This is a genomic window from Pseudomonas beijingensis, from assembly GCF_030687295.1.
Classification (GTDB): Bacteria; Pseudomonadota; Gammaproteobacteria; order Pseudomonadales; family Pseudomonadaceae; genus Aquipseudomonas; species Aquipseudomonas beijingensis.
In genome coordinates, this window is record NZ_CP117425.1 from 3,129,401 (window position 1) to 3,147,463 (window position 18,063).

Sequence of the window (18,063 nt, forward strand, 5' to 3'; positions counted from 1 at the left end):
TGGGAGCGAGCTTGCTCGCGATAGCGTCTGTCGAGCCGCCACACTCTTAAGCCAAACCGCATAAAAAAGGGCGAACCCAACCAGGTTCGCCCTTTTTGCATGCCGGCTGAATCAGCTCAAAGCTTGGCTTGCAGCAACGCCTCCAGCTTCTCCTGGTCCCGGGCAAACTGACGAATGCCTTCGGCCAGTTTCTCGGTCGCCATGGCGTCCTCGTTGGACAACCAGCGGAACTGCGCTTCGTTGAGGATCAAGCGCGCCTCCCCAGCTTGCCCTGGCGCCAGCTTGCGCTCCAGCTTGCCTTCGTCGGCGGCGAGTTTTTCCAGCAGGTCCGGGCTGACGGTCAAGCGGTCGCAGCCGGCCAGTTGCTCGATCTGGTTAAGGTTGCGGAAGCTCGCGCCCATGACCACGGTCTTGTAGTCATTGGCCTTGTAGTAGTTGTAGATGCGCGTTACCGACTGCACGCCCGGATCATCCGCGCCGGTGTAGTCGTTGCCATTGGCTTTCTTGTACCAGTCGTAGATACGGCCCACGAACGGCGAAATCAGGAACACCCCGGCATCGGCGCAGGCGGCGGCCTGGGCGAAGGAGAACAGCAGCGTCAGGTTGCACTGGATGCCTTCACGCTCCAGTTGCTCGGCAGCACGAATGCCTTCCCAGGTGGAGGCGATCTTGATCAACACGCGATCTCGGCCAATGCCGGCCTTTTCGTACAGATCGATCAGACGATGCGCACGCTTCAGCATGGCCTCGGTGTCGAACGACAGGCGCGCATCCACTTCAGTGGAAATACGCCCAGGAATCACTTTCAGAATCTCTTGCCCGACCGCCACGGCAAAACGGTCGCTGGCCAGGCCCACATCGCCCTTGCAGTCCGCCACGCAAGCGTTCAGTTGCTCGGCATAGCCATGAATGGCCGACGCCTTGAGCAGCAGGGAAGGGTTGGTGGTAGCGTCCACGGGTTTGACGCGGGCAATGGCCTCGAAGTCGCCGGTATCGGCCACGACGGTGGTGAATTGCTTGAGTTGTTCCAGCTTGGAAGTCATGAGCGTGCTCTGTCCTATGGGTCCGTTGACATTACCCGAGGGCCGGCAGCCACTCAAGGGCGTGAAGAGGTATCGACGGCCCCAGCGGCAACAACCTGAAAACGGCTGTTTGAAAGGCCGGGGCGGTATCGGTAGATACGATGCCAAAACCGCGTGCAGGTTCAAAGCAAGTGACGGTTAACGCCCTTCCAGCAGTTGCCCGGCCTGATCCAGCAACGCCAATGGATCCTTGGTTTTGTGAATGTCCACCGACAACAACTGCCGAAACCGCCGCGCTCCCGGGAACCCGGTGCCCAAGCCCAACACGTGACGGGTGATGTGATGCATCGCCCCGCCAGCGGCCAGGTGATCGGCGATATAAGGTCGCAACTGCGCCAGCGCCTCGGCCCGGGTGATGATCGGCGCGGTGCTGCCAAACAACTGCTGATCCACTTCAGCCAGCAGATAAGGATTGTGATAGGCCTCGCGCCCCAGCATCACGCCGTCGAACGTCTGCAGATGTTCGTGGCACGCCTCCAGCGTCTTGATTCCACCGTTGAGCACAATCTCCAACTCCGGAAAATCCGCTTTCAACCGCGCGGCCACGTCATAACGCAGCGGCGGGATGTCGCGATTCTCCTTCGGCGACAGCCCCTCCAGAATCGCAATCCGCGCATGCACGGTAAAACTCGTACAACCGGCCTCACGCACCGTCCCGACAAACTCACACAACTGCTCGTAACTGTCCCGCCCATTGATCCCGATGCGATGCTTGACCGTCACCGGAATCGACACCGCATCGCGCATGGCTTTCACGCAATCGGCCACTAACCCCGGATGGCCCATCAGGCACGCGCCGATCATATTGTTCTGCACCCGGTCGCTGGGGCAGCCGACGTTGAGGTTCACCTCGTCGTAGCCGTGCTCCTGGGCCATGCGGGCGCAGGCGGCCAAGTCGGCCGGGACGCTGCCGCCCAGTTGCAGGGCCAGGGGGTGTTCGGACTCGTGGTGGCGCAGGAAGCGTTCGTGGTCACCGTTGAGTAGGGCGCCAGTGGTAACCATTTCGGTGTAGAGCAGGGCGTGTTTGGAGAGGATGCGTAGGAAGAAGCGACAGTGGGCGTCGGTCCAATCCATCATGGGTGCAACACTGAAGCGCCGAGACAGCGTAGGCCGCGTATTTACTGGGCTAAGGCTCTGTTTATCTAGCATTTTACTCAACGTGTTCTGGGCGTGATTTCGGGCGTTTTCAGGCGTTTTTTAGGGCTCGGTGGTACGATGTACCACTTCAAAACTGACGCGTACCACTTTTGACATGGCGACTATCAGGGCAAGAAAACTGGCGGATGGGTCTGTTAGCTACACGGCTCAGATCCGCATCAAGCGCGACGGAGTGCAAGTCTATCAAGAGAGCCAGACCTTCGCCCGAAAACAGACGGCACAGGCCTGGGCGCGCAAGCGTGAATCCGAACTGGATGAACCTGGTGCGATTGAGCGAGCGAGCCGCAAAGGCGTCACGCTCAAAGAAATGATTGACCAGTACCTGATTGAGGTCGAGAAAGCCCGGCCGCTGGGCAAGACGAAACGAGCAACCCTCACGGCCATTGGCGAAACGTACATGGGTAAGCTGGACGATACCCAGGTCAACACCCAGTGCCTGGTCGATTACGCGCTATGGCGGATGAGCCCCGAGGGGGGAGGCGTCCAGCCGCAGACCGCCGGCAACGACTTGGCCCACCTCGGCGCCGTGCTTTCCATCGGCAAGGACGCGTGGGGTTATCAGCTAGACCCTCTGGCGATGGGGGGCGCACGGCGCGTACTGCGCAAGCTCGGCTACAACTTGAAAAGCCGCGAGCGTGACCGGCGCCCTACGTTGGACGAGCTGGGGGCGCTCATGAAGCATTACCAGGACATGCAGGCCCGGCGTCGAAGCATCATCAACATGATGAAAGTGGTGGGCTTCGCCCTGTTCTCGACGCGCCGTCTAGACGAAATCACCCGGATTCGCTGGGACGACCTCGACGAGCCCGGCCAGCGAGTTCTGGTACGCGACATGAAGAACCCAGGCCAGAAGATCGGCAACGACGTGTGGTGCTACCTGCCTGACGAGGCCTGGAAGATTCTCCAGACCATGCCCAGAGCCGGCGAAGACATTTTTCCCTACAGCCCTGAATCAATTTCCACGTCCTGGGCGAAGGCCTGCAAGCTCTTGAATATCCAGAACCTGCACTTTCATGACCTTCGGCACGAAGGCGTAAGCCGTCTGTTCGAAATGGACTGGGATATCCCCCGAGTGGCGAGCGTTTCAGGACACAGGGACTGGAATTCGCTGAGGCGCTACACCCACCTACGTGGCAAGGGGGATCGCTATGTGGGCTGGGAATGGTACGAAGAGATATTGAGGGCGCCCGTCCAACTGGGCGCCGCATCAATGAAGTGGCTTAAAAGGCGTGTTTTAACCCGTTGAGCTGGCTGTTTTCTTTAACCGCGGCTGCGCGCTGTAGATCGAGATACGCAGCCAGGTCGGTTAAGTGGATCCCCTTGGCCGACTTCTGGCTACGTTCCAGGCGGGTGATGGGTATCTTGATCTGACCGCTCATCACCTTGCGCTGGAACATGTCTGGCGTCAGGTGCGTGAAGTAGTCCCGGCAAACCTGCTCCAGCGAGATAATCGCTTGGCCGTCGTACTGGGCCATCAGGATAAAGGCTGTGTTCATGATGTCCCTCACATCCGAAACGATTGATGAATGAGCGTCGGCCGGGCGGCACGTCCTGCAGGTTGCGCCTCATCCGCCTGAATCTCGCAAATGAACCTGTGCCTATTCCGATTCGTTGCGCTCAGTGCCTGGGTGAGCCCTGACAACGCGCCAACGCATTGCTCATAGGCATCCGGCCCATGCCAGCTTTGCGCAGGCAGAACCTGGCAGTCAGTACGAGTTGCGTCGCTGCATAAGTACAAAAGCAAGAGAACCGTCATATGTTCCCCTTCCGTTCCAGGCGGGGGCGGACAGATGTTGGTTTTATCGCTGAAGCCATGGCGACGACCCGCATGTCGCTTTCGCTCAGCTCCATGTCCCTACTGCCTGATGGGCTGGCGGGAAATAATCGATTGGCCTGTATAAATGCGGAGAAGGCCTCGTCGAAGTGCGCGGCCAGCGCGTTCCTCAAAGTGTCGAAGTGAAGCTCGAACTCAATTGCCTCAGCCGGTGTAACTTCCACACCGACCTTCTTTGGTCGGCTCTTGCTGGTATACAGGCTGGGAGTGCATGTGTCGCAGACCTTGGACATGATCTGCGCCGCGAGCTTTCGGTCGTACACAGTCACAATCGGAAACCAGCGGATTTCTCGGCACTCCTCGTTTAAGTCGTCGAGGGTTAAGCCGTGACGCGCTAACAAATTATCCAGCATGCGTTGCGCATTATCCTTCTCACCGCCTTCGCCACGCTCTGCAAGGGCCATCAGCTTGCGTAGCTTGGCCTGGACACGGGGCATTTGTGCTTGCATGGTGCTTCTCCTGGTAAGCGGTGGGGGAGTTGCCGCTCCCCGCGTTCCGCTTTTTGATTGTCAGCGTGCGTAGCGACGCGTTTGGTTTTGTTTCATTGCTTCCCGCTCTGCCATGAAAGCTGCCCACTCCAGCGTTTTGCGCTTCTGGCGAATCCGACTACAGGCCTGGTGCTTGCGAGTGGAGCGCGCTTTGCCACAGATATCGCAGCGGCTGGGCAGGTCGAGGCGTTGACTTGCCATGGCTGGCCGTGTCCTTGCTGGGCTGACAGACATAATTACTGCCCTCCCATGAGCATGCGGGTCAGGCCGTTGGGCTGGCCGTCCGGTGTCAACTTGCTCAGCGGCTGGGTGGTGGTGCGTCCATTGGCGCTACGCAATGTGGCTACGTCGCCGTTGATCTCTTCAATCACAGCTTTGCGAGCACTGAAGCGATAGCTGCGACCGCCGCCACTGATTGCCACGTAGCTGACCGTGTCGCCGATAGCCAACGGGGTTGTGGTAGCCTCTGCGGCGCTACCTTGGGTTTGATTCACTTGCATGGTGCTTCTCCTTTGGTGGTAGGTGTCGGGGAGTTGCCGCTCCCCGGCACCGTCTTTTCAGGCCGTTCTGGCCTGGTCTTGCTTAATGATCGTTATGACTTCGTCCCGGTCTTTCGCGTACGCGAAAGGCAGTTCGCCGCCTGGGCGAGTGATCGGGTATCGCGCTTCAGGCAACCGGCACTCGGCCACGGTGTAGCCGCTATCGGTAATCCAACAGTTCTGTTGCACTTGCCCGTCTCGGTTGCGTTTCGGTGCCCACTTCATGCCCAGACCCTACGCAGGTCCTGCCAGATCTCATCACCGTCGGGGAAATAGGTGTGAACCTCTTGCTCGGGGCTGTTATCTAGCCGCAGGACTGCAATGCAGTCGTCGAACAGGCCTGCGTCGAGACGGCGCAGCTCGGTCAGGTCAAACGGATGTGCCGGGCCGTTGTACAACCCGAGCAGAAAACGCCCGATTACCCCGCTTTGACCTGTGTCGCGCTGCGCAACCGGCAGCAAGCGAACCAGTGCCTCGACGCCGGCTTTGCGGATGGCCGGACGTTCGGCCTGGTACTGGAACAACTCGTCAAAGGAATCTTTGAGCGTTTTGTTGTGCATGGTGCTTCTCCTTGAGTGGCAGGCGTTGCCGCGCCTGGTGTGTGTTGCTGTCGATTGGTCAGGCCTGGAAGTGCCAGCACTTCACGATGGGCTGCTTGGTGATGACCGCGTTGCTGTGCTTGGCCTGGTGAGCCCGCACCGCGCTATCCGTCGCCTTGTTGATGTCGATCAGCTTTCGAGAGCGGGAGTCCTTCAGCCGCTCGCGCAGCTCGCTGACATCGGCAATTTTCTGGCGATGCTCTGCGGCGCACTTCACGAAGTCGTTGAGGTTGATGGCGATGATGTTGTCTTTCTTGCTGTGGTTGACCACGGGCCCATCGGCGTCGAGGCCTTCCAGATACTCGTACACCTCCCAAAATTCGGCCACGACCGGATGATCGGAACTGATGGAGGCCTGGCGCTCTATCGCCATGCGAATAATCTGGGTGCGGGTGTTGCTGATCTGCGCATCGGTGAGCGAAACCACCATCCGCAGGCAGTCGAGCAACGCGAGCAATTGGGCGTGGTTCTTGTTGATCCGCTCGACACGGATATAGCCGCGCAGCTTGTTGCCGCAATGTACGCAGTCGCTTTGTTCGTCTTTGAAAGGAGTGTCGCAAGCGAAGCAGTGCGAGTGCAGGCAGCGCAGTTTCGCTTCGTAGCCGGGCAGGCACTGTGCAAACAGATCCATGACCTCGGCTTCTTTGCGCACGGCCTGCAACACGAAGTTGCTCAGCGTCGCGCCTTCCAAGGCGTTGAGTAAGTCCGCAGCTGCGCGGCTCTCTGGGGTCACGTTCGGCCGCACGAAGTGCAGTTTGACGATGCGGGTCATGATCGCTTCAGAGGCCACCACCGGCGCGTTCTGGCTGATGGCAATGGTTCCCCGGAATGGCGGCTCATACGTTTCGTTGCCGGCGGTTTTAACCCCTTTAGTCGCCAGCGTGCCGCCGCCGTAATAGTCCTTCAGCTCATCCCATTCGAAAGTTTTGGCGTGTGCCTTGTCCTCACCACTACGGTCGGATTCCAGCAACACGATAGGCATGCCAGACACCTGGCCCATCAAGCGGCTGCGGCCGGCCTTGGTGGATTTGGACGGGTCGAAGCCCTCATACCCATCACGGCCGAGTAACTTCCATAACAACGTCAGCAAGGTTGTCTTGCCGGCACCGGCTTCACCGGTGGCCTCAAGGAAGGGGAACGACTGGTAGCGATGACGAATTTGCTCGGCGAACAGCGAGCCGAACCAAAACGTCAGAGCGACGATGCCCTGGGTACCGAAGCATTGCCAGAGCAGATCCAGCCAGCGCGGGTCATAGTTCTTCGCGTCCTTGGTGAGTTGGATCTTGACTCCTTTCTGCAAGCTCTTGAGTTTCAGCTTGCCCATTTCGAAAAACTCTTCTTCGTTAATGGTGATCAGTTGCCCTTCGCGAACGGCCACGTCGTTGAATACATAGCACCCGTACTCCCGGCTGTAGCCGACGTAGTCGATGGTCTGGACGGTTTTAATGCCGAACAGTTGGTCTTTCATGATCTTGTCCAGCTGCTGTCCGCTGCCGGTGAACACCGCACCGGCGCCCATGCCGAGAAGTCGTTTCTTAAACTCGCTGGCAGCAGCGACCTGGCCGCCCGTGAAGGTGTTTTTCACAGAGCCACCGTCGTGCGGGAAATCGACGCGGAAGAAATACCAGGACTCGTCGGTTATCTCGTTGCGCTGGAAATACAGTGCCTTGGGGTAGCAATTCGCGATCTCGACCACGCAGCCAGACATGCGCAGTGCCTTTTCGCGAATGGCCTTTTCGTTGAGTAGTTGGTCTTCTTTTTTGTCGCTGTCATCGAGCGCCTGTTTGGCGCTGTTGAACTTGGAAATATCCAACTTCCACCAGTACAAGCGGGAGTCGAAACAGAAGTGAAACTCCTCCCGTTCCCGCCACTGGTACATGAGCAATGCTTTATCGGTGGCGCTCTCGGCGATCAGCAGAGCGCCCTGGTGCTTGGCTTCTTTGAGGTCTTTGTCGATCCGCTGGGCACGTGCCTCGTCACCGTCCAGAAACGCCCAGCGTTGATGCAGATCGTTCCAATCGACCTTGCGAGCATCTAGTTGCGGGATCTGCGCGGCCTCGCAAACGAAGCCCAGCTCGCGAGCCTGCTTGACCCACGACTTGGTGTACTTTTGCGCGCCAGGCTCGTTATCCAGGGCCCAGACCAACTTTGGCGGCTTCCCGCTACGGTCCGCTATCAAGGCCTTTAACGATTCTTCCGGAAAAGCGTTGGAAGACAACGCGGCGACTGCGGAAATGCCGTTATGGATGAGCGCTATGGCGTCGAAAATGCCCTCGACGATCCACAGTTCATCAACCTGGAGAACATCGACACAAGGTGGACACCACCAGTAGCCCTTGTAGCTTTGCTTGGGTTGGAAGCGAGCCTTCTTCTTGCCGAAGCGTGAGGGCTGGTCGATCAAGCGCTCCCAGTACCCGCCATGCTCCAGGGGGAATCGCACCGTGGCCGAGCCAATATTCAGGTCGCGGTCAAAGTAACTTTCCTGGGTGTACCAGCCCTCAATCAGCTCCAGCCGAAAGCCGCGAGCAAAGGTGAGGTATGCCTTTGCGGTAGCTGTTGGCTCATCGTTGGTGGCTGGCGCTCGCTTGCTCCAGTCGTCAAAAAGGTCGGGGTAAAGCTCCTTGACTGGGGCCTGGTATCGGCACTTGTCCTCACGGCCGCAGCGAATAAACCAGGGTTCATCATGGCGAGAAAACAAGCGCTTCTGGTTGCACTGAGGGCAAGTGCCCTTGCGCATGTAATTCGTACCGACCATGTGTTGCAGGCCGTAATCGGACTCAAGGCGCTGAAGCACATCAGCGCGCAGCTTGTGTTCCATGGGCTTACGTACATAAGTTTTTGAGCCATGGGAAATGTCGAGTCGCTTATTCATCGGGTCTTACTTCACTTCGCCGAGACTGTATTTAAGGGCGCCAATCAGGCGTTTTTGCGCGGCCATCACCGGGAAGGCCGCGAGCAACGAGCCATGCCGCAACCCCTCGGGGATCATGCGAAAGCGGTCGTCGTACCAATGCTCGTTAAACTGCTGTGCGTACTGGCTCCGTAGCGCTTGGAGCAGCGCTTCGGCCTCTTCGCGGGGCAGTTTTGCGGTGATGGCGACGTCGAATTGCATGGTTCACCTCGGATTTCGGGCAAAGCTCACCCAAACCCACGGGAAGCGGGGCAGGGCGGGTTGTTTAAACGGGGGTTACTGAGGGTGTTGCTTCAGCGCGTTATCGCGCCGGGCGAGCAGGGTCTGCGGTAGCAGCCTTGCCGGAACCGGGTACCGAAGGTCGGCCCGGGTATCGATTAGGTGGACGACAGTGCTGCCTGGGCTGTTGCCCCAGTCCACGCCGATCCACTTGCGCTGGTTGATGACTTGCAATTCAGTCCAAGCGTTGTGCACCAGTTTCTGCCCCATGAACACCGGCACTTCCAGCGCGGTGGTCATGTGTCGAACGCAGTTTTCGTACAACAGATCCGAGTCCACCAGGTGCTGCGCTTCGTGCCGTTGCAGGTAGGCAAACGCCACCCGTTGCATGCTGCTGCGGTAGTCGTGGTCAAGTTCTTCATGGTTCATTGCGCACACTCCATTTCCATTTGGTCGAGCAGGTCGGGTTGATCGTTGGCGGACTTCATCGCGGCACGGCGCAGGGCAATGTCGGCGATGGGCAGCTTGACGGAGGGGTTCGCCATGCCGCTGGGGCTCATTTCATGAGTCATTTCGAACTCAGCTCGCACCGACCAGCCGCAGGCTTCGTTGGTGCATTGCAGGTAGGCCACCCGCAGGAAGATGTGCGTGCCTTCGCTGGTGCGGATACGCATGCGGCCGAGGCAGTGAGGGCAGACCAGCTTGTAAGTGCTCAATGCTTGCGCTCCTTGCTGTGCAACTGGATGGTGGCAAGCACTTCGGAGTGGCGCGCAGCCATGTAGCGATTGTGAGCGCCGAGAATCGCCGCAGCCTCACCTGGTTCAACCACCCCGTCTTCCAGCGCTTTCGCGATGATCTGATCAACGTAACCACGCTTCGCAGCGGCATGTACCGACCGGCTGTACAGGTCGATGTTGTCTAGCGTCTCGGGTTTAGCGAGCGGCACGAACATGCCGCCGTACATGGCTGCGATGTATTCAGGCAAGTGAGTTGTGCCGGCGTCCTGCTCGAGCAAATGAATCTGCTCATCACTGAGAGGGCGGCTGCCTGCGTTCTCGTAAACATGGTTGTCGAACTTCTTGAGTTCATAGCCGAGCCGGGCAGCGGCGCACTCGCGCCCGCCGGGGTAAGCGCAAATAACTGCGCTCATGACTTGGCGCTTGGTCGCTAGTATTTGGGCGTTTCATCTTCTGGTTTCTCCCTGGTGCCATCGCCCCTACAGTCATTTCATACAGCCTTGCATTCAGTTTGCTCGTTTGAATCCGCCAGGATTCCGGGCAGAACTTCTTTGCCGATCACCTTGGAGAGGTCACGCAGAATGCGGAACGACAACCGCCCCCGAGGCAGCGTGTCGTGACCTGCCCAGCGCTGAACTACCTGAGTCACCGTGCGTGGCTCGTAGCCGTGACTGATCGCGAACTGGCGAAAATTGCTGCCGTGCTCGATCAGTCGCGCCTGAATCTGGCGCTTTTCCATGGCTTGGCTCATGGTTGATGTGTTCCTAGTTGGTTAAGATGTACCTGTTTGTTCGCAGTATACGCACCAAAATGAGTGCGTCAATCGGATCATATGAAAAAATGAGTATAGCTGAGCGTCTTCGAAGCGTTCTTGATGCCAAAGGCCTGTCGATAAAACAAGGCAGCCGACATCATTGGCATCCCCTACAGAACGCTCCAGAACTACCTTCTGGACGAGAGAGAGCCCAATGCAAAGGCGATGTCAGCTTTACATACTCATTTGGGTATAAGCGTTGATTGGCTGTTGACCGGTGAAGGTTCCATGTTTCATGGCTCGGTGGGCGAGGTTGCCCAGGCCCAGGCTGCAAACAAGCAGGAGGAGGCCATCCTTGAACTGTTTCGTTCGCTTGGGGAGGCGGGCAAGCGGGAGATACAAAGCGCTGCTGAAGAGAAAAAACGCTTAATGGATGTCGAGCAGCGCCTCAAGGATTTGACTGAAGCCCTTGCCGATACCAAACGGCCAGCATAATCTGTACCCATTAAGAACGGATCAGCCAGGGCAGGAGGCCGATGATCCACTCGTTCCAGCCAGTTCGTGAGGCGAGCGAATTCATCGGTGCCGCGCTAGTCAGCAGAGGGATTTGAGACATGCAAAGCAGTACTTTTCACCGTTGCCGTGAGCTTTTTACAACCCCCGGTAAGTCGCTGAGCCTATCAGGCTCCGCGCGTTCTCACTTCCTAAATAGTCCTGGCTTACAGTTGCACGTATCTAATTGATACGTGCTTAGATTGTGTTGCCGATAAGCCTAAATTTCATATCTTGAGATATATGAGGCGTTAATGATAAATCCTTTGTCCTATATTGATGCGCTTCAAGTTCGCGATGTCTCATTTAAGAGTGTAAGGAATGCTTTAAAAAATCACGATTTACCTGTTTCGACTGGGTGGCAGCAGACTATCGCCAAAATTGTTCCGGAACTTAAGAAGAAAGATACGAAGGACGCCTGTGCCGCTTCGCTTGTTTCGATTCATAATGAGATGACACTGTATTGTGATAAGGTAGTCAAGATCTATGAGGTGGATTCAAAAGTTATCAGTCTATTAACTGATGCGATGAGTAAGGGGTTTGTTGATAAGGGCAGCGTATACACGAAGGGTTTTCCCTTTCCTCTAACGCTTGATGAGCTTTTAAAGGCTCCATTAGAAATCGTCTGTGCCGCTCAGTGGGATGAAAAAGATCGCACCAATTTTATGATGTGTTCGAAGCAATACATTACTGAGCGAGAAGAGCTTCCTGGCGATTCTCTAGATGATGACGCGACAAAAGACTTTGGAGTGTTTGACGAATTAATAGGCATTCGGCGCAGACCAATACAGCTATACGATGTGGTGAGCCTTCTGCCTGATGACGGTTTGATAGAGATCAGGCTAGATGGAGTCAAGAAATTCAATGCGGACGATATTGGTCGTCGTTTACGTAGAATTGAGCAGCTAGTTTCTCAATTTGCTGCGAAAAATATTGGTGCGCTTGATGTTCTCAGTACCAAGTTGAATTTTTATCCCGCTATTAAGAAGCTATATGATACCAATGACGGAGTGGTTGGAGAACTAGGGCATGTCACAGACGCAGCTGGTATATACCGTGAAAAGATGAGACACAAGAGCCGAGACGTGCGATTGGATCCTTATCACCATGGTGGTACGGTTGCTGTAGTTGATCTGAATGCGTATTCGATATCAAAACATTGGCCTTCACCTACGGGGAATGGAGAACCTGAGATTTCTATTCCCGCACACTTTTCAATAGCGAGTGACAAAAATCCAGTGATTGATATTTTGCATGTGCTAAACTGCACATCTCAGGAAGATTACGATTTTGTATTAAGTAAAGTTCTATAAGAGCTTATTATGAAGAAAGATGTAGTCATTAACCGCATAGCAGATGATGATCCTTCAGAACCTCTGAAGGGAGCTTGCTTGCGTCTTGTTGAATATGTCTACTCTCATGATGATATTGCTCATTTGACTTTTACAAGGCTTGCTAAAATAGCTGGTCTCGATGATTTGTTGCTCGTAGTCCAGATGACTCAATATCTTACAGGGGCTTCAGTGCCTTTATTAGATATGAAATTTGAATTGATAATTGAAAATGAAATTTTTGATTTGGATCCTGAGTATCTGGATGAGGCGCAGCGAACAAATAAGCTTATGCACCCAGAAAATGGGGTTGAGGTCCCTGACTACGAGAACAAAATTTACCCGTATTTTGTGCCGAGTCGTGCAGTGGTGGAGGGCAAACAAGAATGACTGAGGTTGCTCTCGATAACTTGACAATAGCTCAGCTAAGAGCTATGGGGCCAATAATTCCAGGGGTTGAATTGTTTTTTAATCGCCTTTTGGCGGATACGTATGAAGATTTTGTTAATGTGCTTTATAAGGACCTCGACGCTGTTCTCGGCGGTTTTCAGGAAAATCCTGAGTTACTAAAAAAGGATGGTGAGGACAGGCTAACTACAGAAATAAAACGTGCCCTACGTCTTCTTGGTTATGTTGCTACTCATGACGAAAAAATTGGTGGTCATTCCGATCTGGTCGTTCGTGGTAAGAAAGATAATTTTTTATGGATAGGTGAGGCTAAGATTCACTCGGATTATGATTATCTTTATAAAGGCTTTCAGCAGTTAACGACTCGTTACTCTACTGGCGATGCTAATCAGGATTGCGGTGGTATGTTGATTTATATTAAAAATAATGATGCTGCGAGTGTTATGGCTGCTTGGAGAGCCCATCTGGCGAACCAAGCTCTGGATGGTTATATCGAAGCCGCCTGTAAGGAACGTCCAAATTTCGTATTCTATAGTGTCCATAAGCACGACAGATCTGGAACTCCTTTTAAGGTGAAACACATCGGTATCATTCTTGGCTTTGACCCAAAAGATAGAAGGGCCGCCAAGCCAAAGGCAGATAAAGGTGCGAAGAAGAAAGCGACTTCTTCTTAGGATATGGGCGAATCGGTCGGATTTTTCATTCGTTGGTACTCTCTCGTTACCGCCCGTTTTGCGGTTTTTTCGCTCGCATACAACCACCGCAGCCGCTTCGGCTTGCTCTGATCCCCTACCGTCACAGTCTTTTCCTTGCCGGTCTTCTTATCGCGGTAGTACGCGATGATCCCTGTGTAATCCCCTTTGTTTTCCTCCGCCAACCCTTCAACCGTATCCTCGGGCAGCTTGCTCTCCAGTTCTAGGCTGACGGTGTATCCATTGTCCGGGCTAAGGGTGTGCTGCACATTGCCGCCATACCAGATGATCTCGTCGATCTCAGGCTTCACGCCCTGGAGCGTGTAGGTCAGTTCGGGAATCAAGTCAGGCCTGCCCCGGGCCAGGGTGTAGCTGAGCGTCGCGCTACCGCGTTGCAACCGGTTGAACTCGGCCCGGGCAGCACGCAGGGCGGACTGGCGGTCGCTGAAGGTGTGGCGTAGGTCTTTGAGGTTTTCACCGCCGCCGGCGATGGCCTCCTGTTTCTTCGCACTGTTCACGTCGTAGAAATAGGCGCGCACACCGTCGTAGCTGTCGCGGTCAGCTTGCAGGTAGCGGTGTTGGTCGCCATCGGCGCGGGCAAGGGTGATATGCGGCAGCTCGGCGCCCGTGGCTGTCTTGCCGCCGCCCGCCGGCAGGCACAGCAGGCAGCCGGCCTTGACGGTGACCACGGCGTCGAACTCTTCCCCCACGCGGCTGATCAGGTTGGCATCGGATTCGTTGGCCTGGTCCAACTGCAGAATGGGCAAACCGTCTAAGGCGCCGGAAATGGTGGCGGTGAGGCCGTTGCCCAGGGCGATATCGCCCAGAACATCGCCGAGGGTGGTGTTGCTCCAGCTGCGCTCGCGCTTGGTCTTAAGGCCTTTGCGAAGGTCCGCCGAGCGGGCGCGGATGCTCAATACATCCGGCGCGCCGCTGTGTTCGGTTTCATCGACGGTGTAGGTGCCTTTGTCCACCAGGCCTGTGTCGCTCCAACCCAGCCACAGTCGGATGGTCGCGCCTTTGGGCGGGATCGCCAGCAGCCCGTCATGGTCACTGAGGGTGATGCTGAGCTGGTCGGCCTCGATCCCACGATTGTCGGTCAGCTCCAGGCTCATCAGCCGTGGGCTGATCAACTGGGCGATGTCGTTGCCATCGACCGTGAGACGAAACGCCGCCACCGGGTAGGCCGCATCGCGGCGGTAGCGCTCGATCAGGTCTTCGACATAGCCGGTAACCTTGGACAGGGCTGCATCAATCACAGCAGCGCCCTCAAGATGTTGACGCCTGCGCTGGTACCGGCACCGAGGAGATCGATCCGGTCGTCATCGATGCGCTTGAGGTTGATCGTGAATTCAATACGCCGAGGCGTACCGTCACGGAAGAACAGCGTTTTGGTTTCGCTCAGGCCATCGATAACCCACAGGCCGTAGATCCGGCCGCTGCCTTCGACCATCGGCCAGGCCTTGCCGGTGTTCGCCATTAGGCGCAGGGCGTCGAGGCTAAGGGCGCTGCCGGCCAGCTCCGGCAGGATGACGCCGGGCAGGGTGATGGTGTCGTCGCCGCGCCCGACAAACTGCCGAGCCGGAGCGGCGCCGACGCGGCTGTTGCTCGTATGGCGCCACTCGGTTTGGCGTTGCAGCTCCTGGTAAGCGGCGGTGGACAGGCTGAACACGAACATGCCCAAGGCTAGCATCATGGTGGGTTACTCCAGATCTGACAGTTTGCTGCGTTGGCGGGCGGCCTTTTCGCTGGCGATGCGCGCCAGCTCGGCTCGCACGGCGCGGCTGATCGCCTGGGCGTCCATGCCTGGCGTGGTGTGGATGTTGATTTCGTAGGTGTCGTGGCTGTCATGGACCGGCGCCGGGGCGGGGCTGATGGGCGCACGGTCATCGATCGACAACGAAGAGGCTGCGGCAGCCCCGACCGGGAATTGCGGCAACGGCATGGCAGCCAGAGGCATGGCGGTTGCGCCGAGGGCCAGTGTGCCGGCTGCCGTGAGTTGTTTGCTCAGGCTGGTCATGGCACTCAGTGGCCCGTTTTGACTGCCCTCAAGACCCTGGGCCAGGCCCGCCATGGTGAAGCCGCCCAGCTCCGCGAAAACTCGCGAGGGGCTGTGGATGTCGAGCTTTTCCTTGAACCAACCAATCACCGCATCGCCTGCCCCGGTGATGACCTCCTTGGCAACAGTCAGGCTGTTGGTGATGCCATTTGCCAGGCCTTGAATCATCTGCGTACCCAGTTCAGCGAACTGTGCAGGTAGACCTAACAGAAGGCTGAGCATATTGCCGATGACAGCGCCAAAACGTTCGCCCATTGACTGAGCGGCGCCGCCGACGTCCTCGACGGGTGCAAGTAGCTGGCCGAACCAGGTGATCAAGCTGCTGACGCCATCTGATATCAGGCTGAACAGCGGGCGTGCGACGCTGCCCAGAAGCTCCATGGCCGCGCCGACACCTGGCAGCGTCATAACGGCCTGGCCCAGGTTCAGCAGCGATTGGCCGAGCCCGGCGAAACTATCGAGTACCGGTTGCAAGGCCCCGACCAGGCCTTGCCAGAAGCCGAGGAAGAAGCCCTTGATGGGGTTCCAATATTTGTAGACCAGCACGCCAGCAGCAACCAGGGCAGCGATGGCAGCCAGCAGCCAACCGATGGGTGTCGCCATGATGGCGGTACCGACCGCACTGATCGCGCCGCCGAGCATCGGCAGCACGCTGGCGGCGGCCAGGCGGGCGCTGCTGACGAAAGCGGGTAACGCACTGAGCAAACCACCCGCCGAGCGAGTGGCTACGAGGGACCGCCAAACCTTCCCAAGCCTGCCGATGTTGGCACTGGCGCCTGCTGTTGCGGTGCGCGTGGCTAGCAACTGGGTTTTAACCAAGCCCAGACGAATGCCAAACATGCCCATGCCGTACCGCACCATGGCGAAAGGGCCGAGTAGGCTCGCCATCGTCAGTGCCAAGCCACCAAACACGAAGGCCAGGCCGGCCACAGCTGCCACGACCTTTACCAGGCCGCCGGCCAGCTTGGGGTTCTCGCGAGCCCAAGCGCCAACGTTGTTGGCGACCTCTCCCAAGGTTTGGATCACCTCTTTTAGCTCAGGCGCCACGGCGGCGCCAAACTCGGCCATGGCATTGGTCCAACTCCCTTGAGCGGCCTCCATGACATTGGTGAGGGTACCGAGTTGTTCATTGACGCGCTTGCGCAGGTCGGCCTGGTTCTGGAGCTTCTGCTGGATTTCCCGGTAACCGTCGAGCCCCTTGCTCATCATGGTATTCAAGGTGGTCATGGTTTCGGAGTCGTCGCCGAACAGATCCTTGATGGTGGTGGTGCGGTCTTCGTCGTTCAGTGTCTTGAGTTTTTCGACCTGAGCGAACAGATTTTCCAGGCCGGCGAAGTTGCCTTTGTTGTCGGTAAATTTGAAGCGGATGGGCTTGCCTTCCAGCTCCATGATTTTGTTAACGTCCTTGACCCCGTCCTTGTTCAGGCCTGCCTGGAAGATCTTCCGGAAGGCGTTACCGGCCGCGCCGCCATCCATGCCGGCTTGGTCCATCATGATCAGCAGCGGCGCCAGTTCGGCAGCGGCGTCGATGCCCGATTTTTTGATGGTGTCCATGACCGGCGCAATCTTGCTGAAGCCTTGGAGCATGTTGGTGGGCTGTACACCTGAGTAGAACCCACGCTGAATGATGTCCATCAGCGACATCATGTCTTTTTCGGATGTTCGGGTGGCGTCCTGCATCTTCGCGGCAAATTCAGCCGCGGCTGTTACGGGCATTTGCAACTGAACGCCCAGGTACGCGGCCGCTTCGCCGGTGCCCCCGAGAATGCTCTTGGCGCTGAGGCCTTGGCGCCGCAGCATGGTCATCATTTCTTGAAAGTCGGCCGTGGTACCAGGTAGGCGGTCGCCCAGCTTGGTCGCCAGGTCGGTGATTTTCTGGAAGTCTTCAGACACCTTGCCGGTGCCGTCCATCATCGAAACCCTGAGTTGCGTCGCCGAGTCTTCGTTTGGAGCAAAGGCCCCGATGGCCTTAGCCACTGGCCGACTCGCTGCATATCCCACACCCAGGCCGGCGGCACCGTTCATAGCCATGTTGCCGGCGAGGTTCTGGGTTTTCTCCAGCTTGGCGCGCTCGATGGCAAGGCGCTTTTGCTGAGCATTCAACGCGACCAGGCGTTTGCCCTGTTCGCTGATGCTGGCGTTGGTGGCGCTGATTTGCTCGCGCAGCTGGCGTTCGTGACTGCTGAGGTTCTTGGTGCTGATGCCGGCGCCTTGCAGTTTGCTGCGCAGCACCTGGAGCTGTTCGCCCTGTTGTTGATGTTGTTCCTTGAGCTTCTGCGCTTCGCGAACGGCTGCCCGAAAGTCCTTGGTCATCGCCTTGGTTGGCGCACCGGTGGCAGCGAACTGCTGGGACAGCGCCCGTACTTTATCGCGGGCAGCGAGGAGGGATTGCTCGGTTTGCTCGGCGGCAGCGCGCTGGGTGCGCCAGGCGCTGACGTCTTTCTGTTGGGTGTTGAGTTCCTTGAGGCGGTCGCGGGCTTCCTTGAGGGCGCGGGCGGCACCGATGCTGCCGTTGTTGATGGCCTTCAGGGGGCCGCTCGCCTTGTCGATGGCGTTGAGCAACACCTGAAGTTTTAAGTCATTCGCCATCGGTGGAACTCCGCACCCGGGCGCGCTCGCGCCACTCCATCAGTTCTTGCAGGCCCAGCTGGTCCATGTCAGCCGGTGCCCAATGGAAAACCACGGCCAGATCGGCCATGG

At 57.2% G+C, this 18,063-nt stretch carries 20 protein-coding genes and 1 pseudogene; 5 read left to right on the top strand and 16 right to left on the bottom strand.

The window, feature by feature from the left end:
• Nucleotides 1–116: 116 nt before the first annotated feature.
• Together tal and dusA are read right to left on the bottom strand one after the other, a co-directional pair.
• Nucleotides 117–1,043 (bottom strand): transaldolase, encoded by a 927-nt coding sequence (gene tal, locus PSH84_RS14120; RefSeq protein ID WP_305470378.1) that lies wholly within the window; start codon nt 1,041–1,043, stop codon nt 117–119.
• A 177-nt stretch (nt 1,044–1,220) separates the two neighbouring features.
• The gene (gene dusA, locus PSH84_RS14125) at nt 1,221–2,231 is read right to left on the bottom strand and encodes a tRNA dihydrouridine(20/20a) synthase DusA (protein WP_305483091.1); all 1,011 of its coding nucleotides are present in this window, start codon (nt 2,229–2,231) and stop codon (nt 1,221–1,223) included.
• 103 nt (nt 2,232–2,334) lie between these two features.
• Between dusA and PSH84_RS14130 the strand changes: the two genes are divergently transcribed.
• Nucleotides 2,335–3,486, top strand: a complete 1,152-nt coding sequence (locus PSH84_RS14130) for a site-specific integrase (RefSeq protein WP_305483092.1) — start codon at nt 2,335–2,337, stop codon at nt 3,484–3,486.
• Here the strand turns inward: PSH84_RS14130 and PSH84_RS14135 are convergent.
• From PSH84_RS14135 to PSH84_RS14185, 10 genes and pseudogenes are all read right to left on the bottom strand, one after another.
• Nucleotides 3,461–3,736 carry a pyocin activator PrtN family protein gene (locus PSH84_RS14135; protein ID WP_305483093.1) on the bottom strand — a complete coding sequence of 92 codons (276 nt, stop codon included), beginning with the start codon at nt 3,734–3,736 and terminating at the stop codon, nt 3,461–3,463. The genes PSH84_RS14130 and PSH84_RS14135 overlap by 26 nt on opposite strands.
• A gap of 256 nt (nt 3,737–3,992) precedes the next feature.
• Nucleotides 3,993–4,523: a DUF2786 domain-containing protein gene (locus tag PSH84_RS14140; protein WP_305483094.1), complete on the bottom strand. Its 531-nt coding sequence runs from the start codon at nt 4,521–4,523 to the stop codon at nt 3,993–3,995.
• A gap of 275 nt (nt 4,524–4,798) precedes the next feature.
• Complete coding sequence (locus PSH84_RS14150) at nt 4,799–5,062, bottom strand: hypothetical protein (RefSeq protein WP_305483096.1); 264 nt, start codon at nt 5,060–5,062, stop codon at nt 4,799–4,801.
• A 260-nt stretch (nt 5,063–5,322) separates the two neighbouring features.
• Complete coding sequence (locus PSH84_RS14155) at nt 5,323–5,661, bottom strand: DUF7673 family protein (RefSeq protein WP_305389110.1); 339 nt, start codon at nt 5,659–5,661, stop codon at nt 5,323–5,325.
• Between the two features lie 58 nt (nt 5,662–5,719).
• On the bottom strand, nt 5,720–8,572 hold the full coding sequence (locus PSH84_RS14160) for a toprim domain-containing protein (RefSeq protein WP_305483097.1): 2,853 nt from the start codon (nt 8,570–8,572) through the stop codon (nt 5,720–5,722).
• Nucleotides 8,573–8,578: 6 nt separating this feature from the next.
• Nucleotides 8,579–8,812 carry a hypothetical protein gene (locus tag PSH84_RS14165; protein WP_305483098.1) on the bottom strand — a complete coding sequence of 78 codons (234 nt, stop codon included), beginning with the start codon at nt 8,810–8,812 and terminating at the stop codon, nt 8,579–8,581.
• A 75-nt stretch (nt 8,813–8,887) separates the two neighbouring features.
• Complete coding sequence (locus PSH84_RS14170) at nt 8,888–9,259, bottom strand: hypothetical protein (RefSeq protein ID WP_305483099.1); 372 nt, start codon at nt 9,257–9,259, stop codon at nt 8,888–8,890.
• The gene (locus tag PSH84_RS14175; protein WP_003183346.1) at nt 9,256–9,546 is read right to left on the bottom strand and encodes an Ogr/Delta-like zinc finger protein; all 291 of its coding nucleotides are present in this window, start codon (nt 9,544–9,546) and stop codon (nt 9,256–9,258) included. The genes PSH84_RS14170 and PSH84_RS14175 overlap by 4 nt, the downstream gene beginning before the upstream one ends.
• Nucleotides 9,543–10,017, bottom strand: a pseudogene (locus PSH84_RS14180) (YmfL family putative regulatory protein). Before PSH84_RS14180 ends, PSH84_RS14175 begins: the two are co-directional and overlap by 4 nt.
• Before the next feature lie 40 nt (nt 10,018–10,057).
• Nucleotides 10,058–10,306: a helix-turn-helix domain-containing protein gene (locus PSH84_RS14185; RefSeq protein ID WP_144924355.1), complete on the bottom strand. Its 249-nt coding sequence runs from the start codon at nt 10,304–10,306 to the stop codon at nt 10,058–10,060.
• A gap of 285 nt (nt 10,307–10,591) precedes the next feature.
• On the opposite strand from PSH84_RS14185, the gene PSH84_RS14190 reads away from it, so the two are divergent.
• The 4 genes from PSH84_RS14190 to PSH84_RS14205 all read left to right on the top strand — a co-directional run bounded on the left by PSH84_RS14190 (nt 10,592) and on the right by PSH84_RS14205 (nt 13,286).
• Nucleotides 10,592–10,816 carry a hypothetical protein gene (locus PSH84_RS14190; RefSeq protein ID WP_305483101.1) on the top strand — a complete coding sequence of 75 codons (225 nt, stop codon included), beginning with the start codon at nt 10,592–10,594 and terminating at the stop codon, nt 10,814–10,816.
• Between the two features lie 311 nt (nt 10,817–11,127).
• Entirely contained in the window at nt 11,128–12,186 is a 1,059-nt protein-coding gene (locus PSH84_RS14195) for a hypothetical protein (RefSeq protein WP_305483102.1), read from the top strand.
• Between the two features lie 9 nt (nt 12,187–12,195).
• A complete protein-coding gene (locus tag PSH84_RS14200; protein ID WP_305483103.1) occupies nt 12,196–12,594 on the top strand; it encodes a hypothetical protein in 399 nt (132 codons plus the stop codon).
• Nucleotides 12,591–13,286, top strand: a complete 696-nt coding sequence (locus PSH84_RS14205) for a hypothetical protein (protein ID WP_305483104.1) — start codon at nt 12,591–12,593, stop codon at nt 13,284–13,286. Before PSH84_RS14200 ends, PSH84_RS14205 begins: the two co-directional genes overlap by 4 nt.
• On the opposite strand, the gene PSH84_RS14210 is transcribed toward PSH84_RS14205, so the two are convergent.
• The 4 genes from PSH84_RS14210 to PSH84_RS14225 are packed head-to-tail and all read right to left on the bottom strand — an operon-like array spanning nt 13,283 to nt 18,061.
• Nucleotides 13,283–14,563, bottom strand: a complete 1,281-nt coding sequence (locus PSH84_RS14210) for a phage late control D family protein (RefSeq protein WP_305483105.1) — start codon at nt 14,561–14,563, stop codon at nt 13,283–13,285. The two genes, PSH84_RS14205 and PSH84_RS14210, sit on opposite strands and share 4 nt — an antisense overlap.
• The gene (locus PSH84_RS14215) at nt 14,560–15,000 is read right to left on the bottom strand and encodes a phage tail protein (RefSeq protein ID WP_003199732.1); all 441 of its coding nucleotides are present in this window, start codon (nt 14,998–15,000) and stop codon (nt 14,560–14,562) included. The genes PSH84_RS14210 and PSH84_RS14215 overlap by 4 nt, the downstream gene beginning before the upstream one ends.
• 6 nt (nt 15,001–15,006) lie before the next feature.
• On the bottom strand, nt 15,007–17,952 hold the full coding sequence (locus PSH84_RS14220; RefSeq protein WP_305483106.1) for a phage tail tape measure protein: 2,946 nt from the start codon (nt 17,950–17,952) through the stop codon (nt 15,007–15,009).
• Nucleotides 17,942–18,061 (bottom strand): GpE family phage tail protein, encoded by a 120-nt coding sequence (locus tag PSH84_RS14225; RefSeq protein ID WP_003183333.1) that lies wholly within the window; start codon nt 18,059–18,061, stop codon nt 17,942–17,944. The genes PSH84_RS14220 and PSH84_RS14225 overlap by 11 nt, the downstream gene beginning before the upstream one ends.
• Between the last annotated feature and the right edge of the window lie 2 nt (nt 18,062–18,063).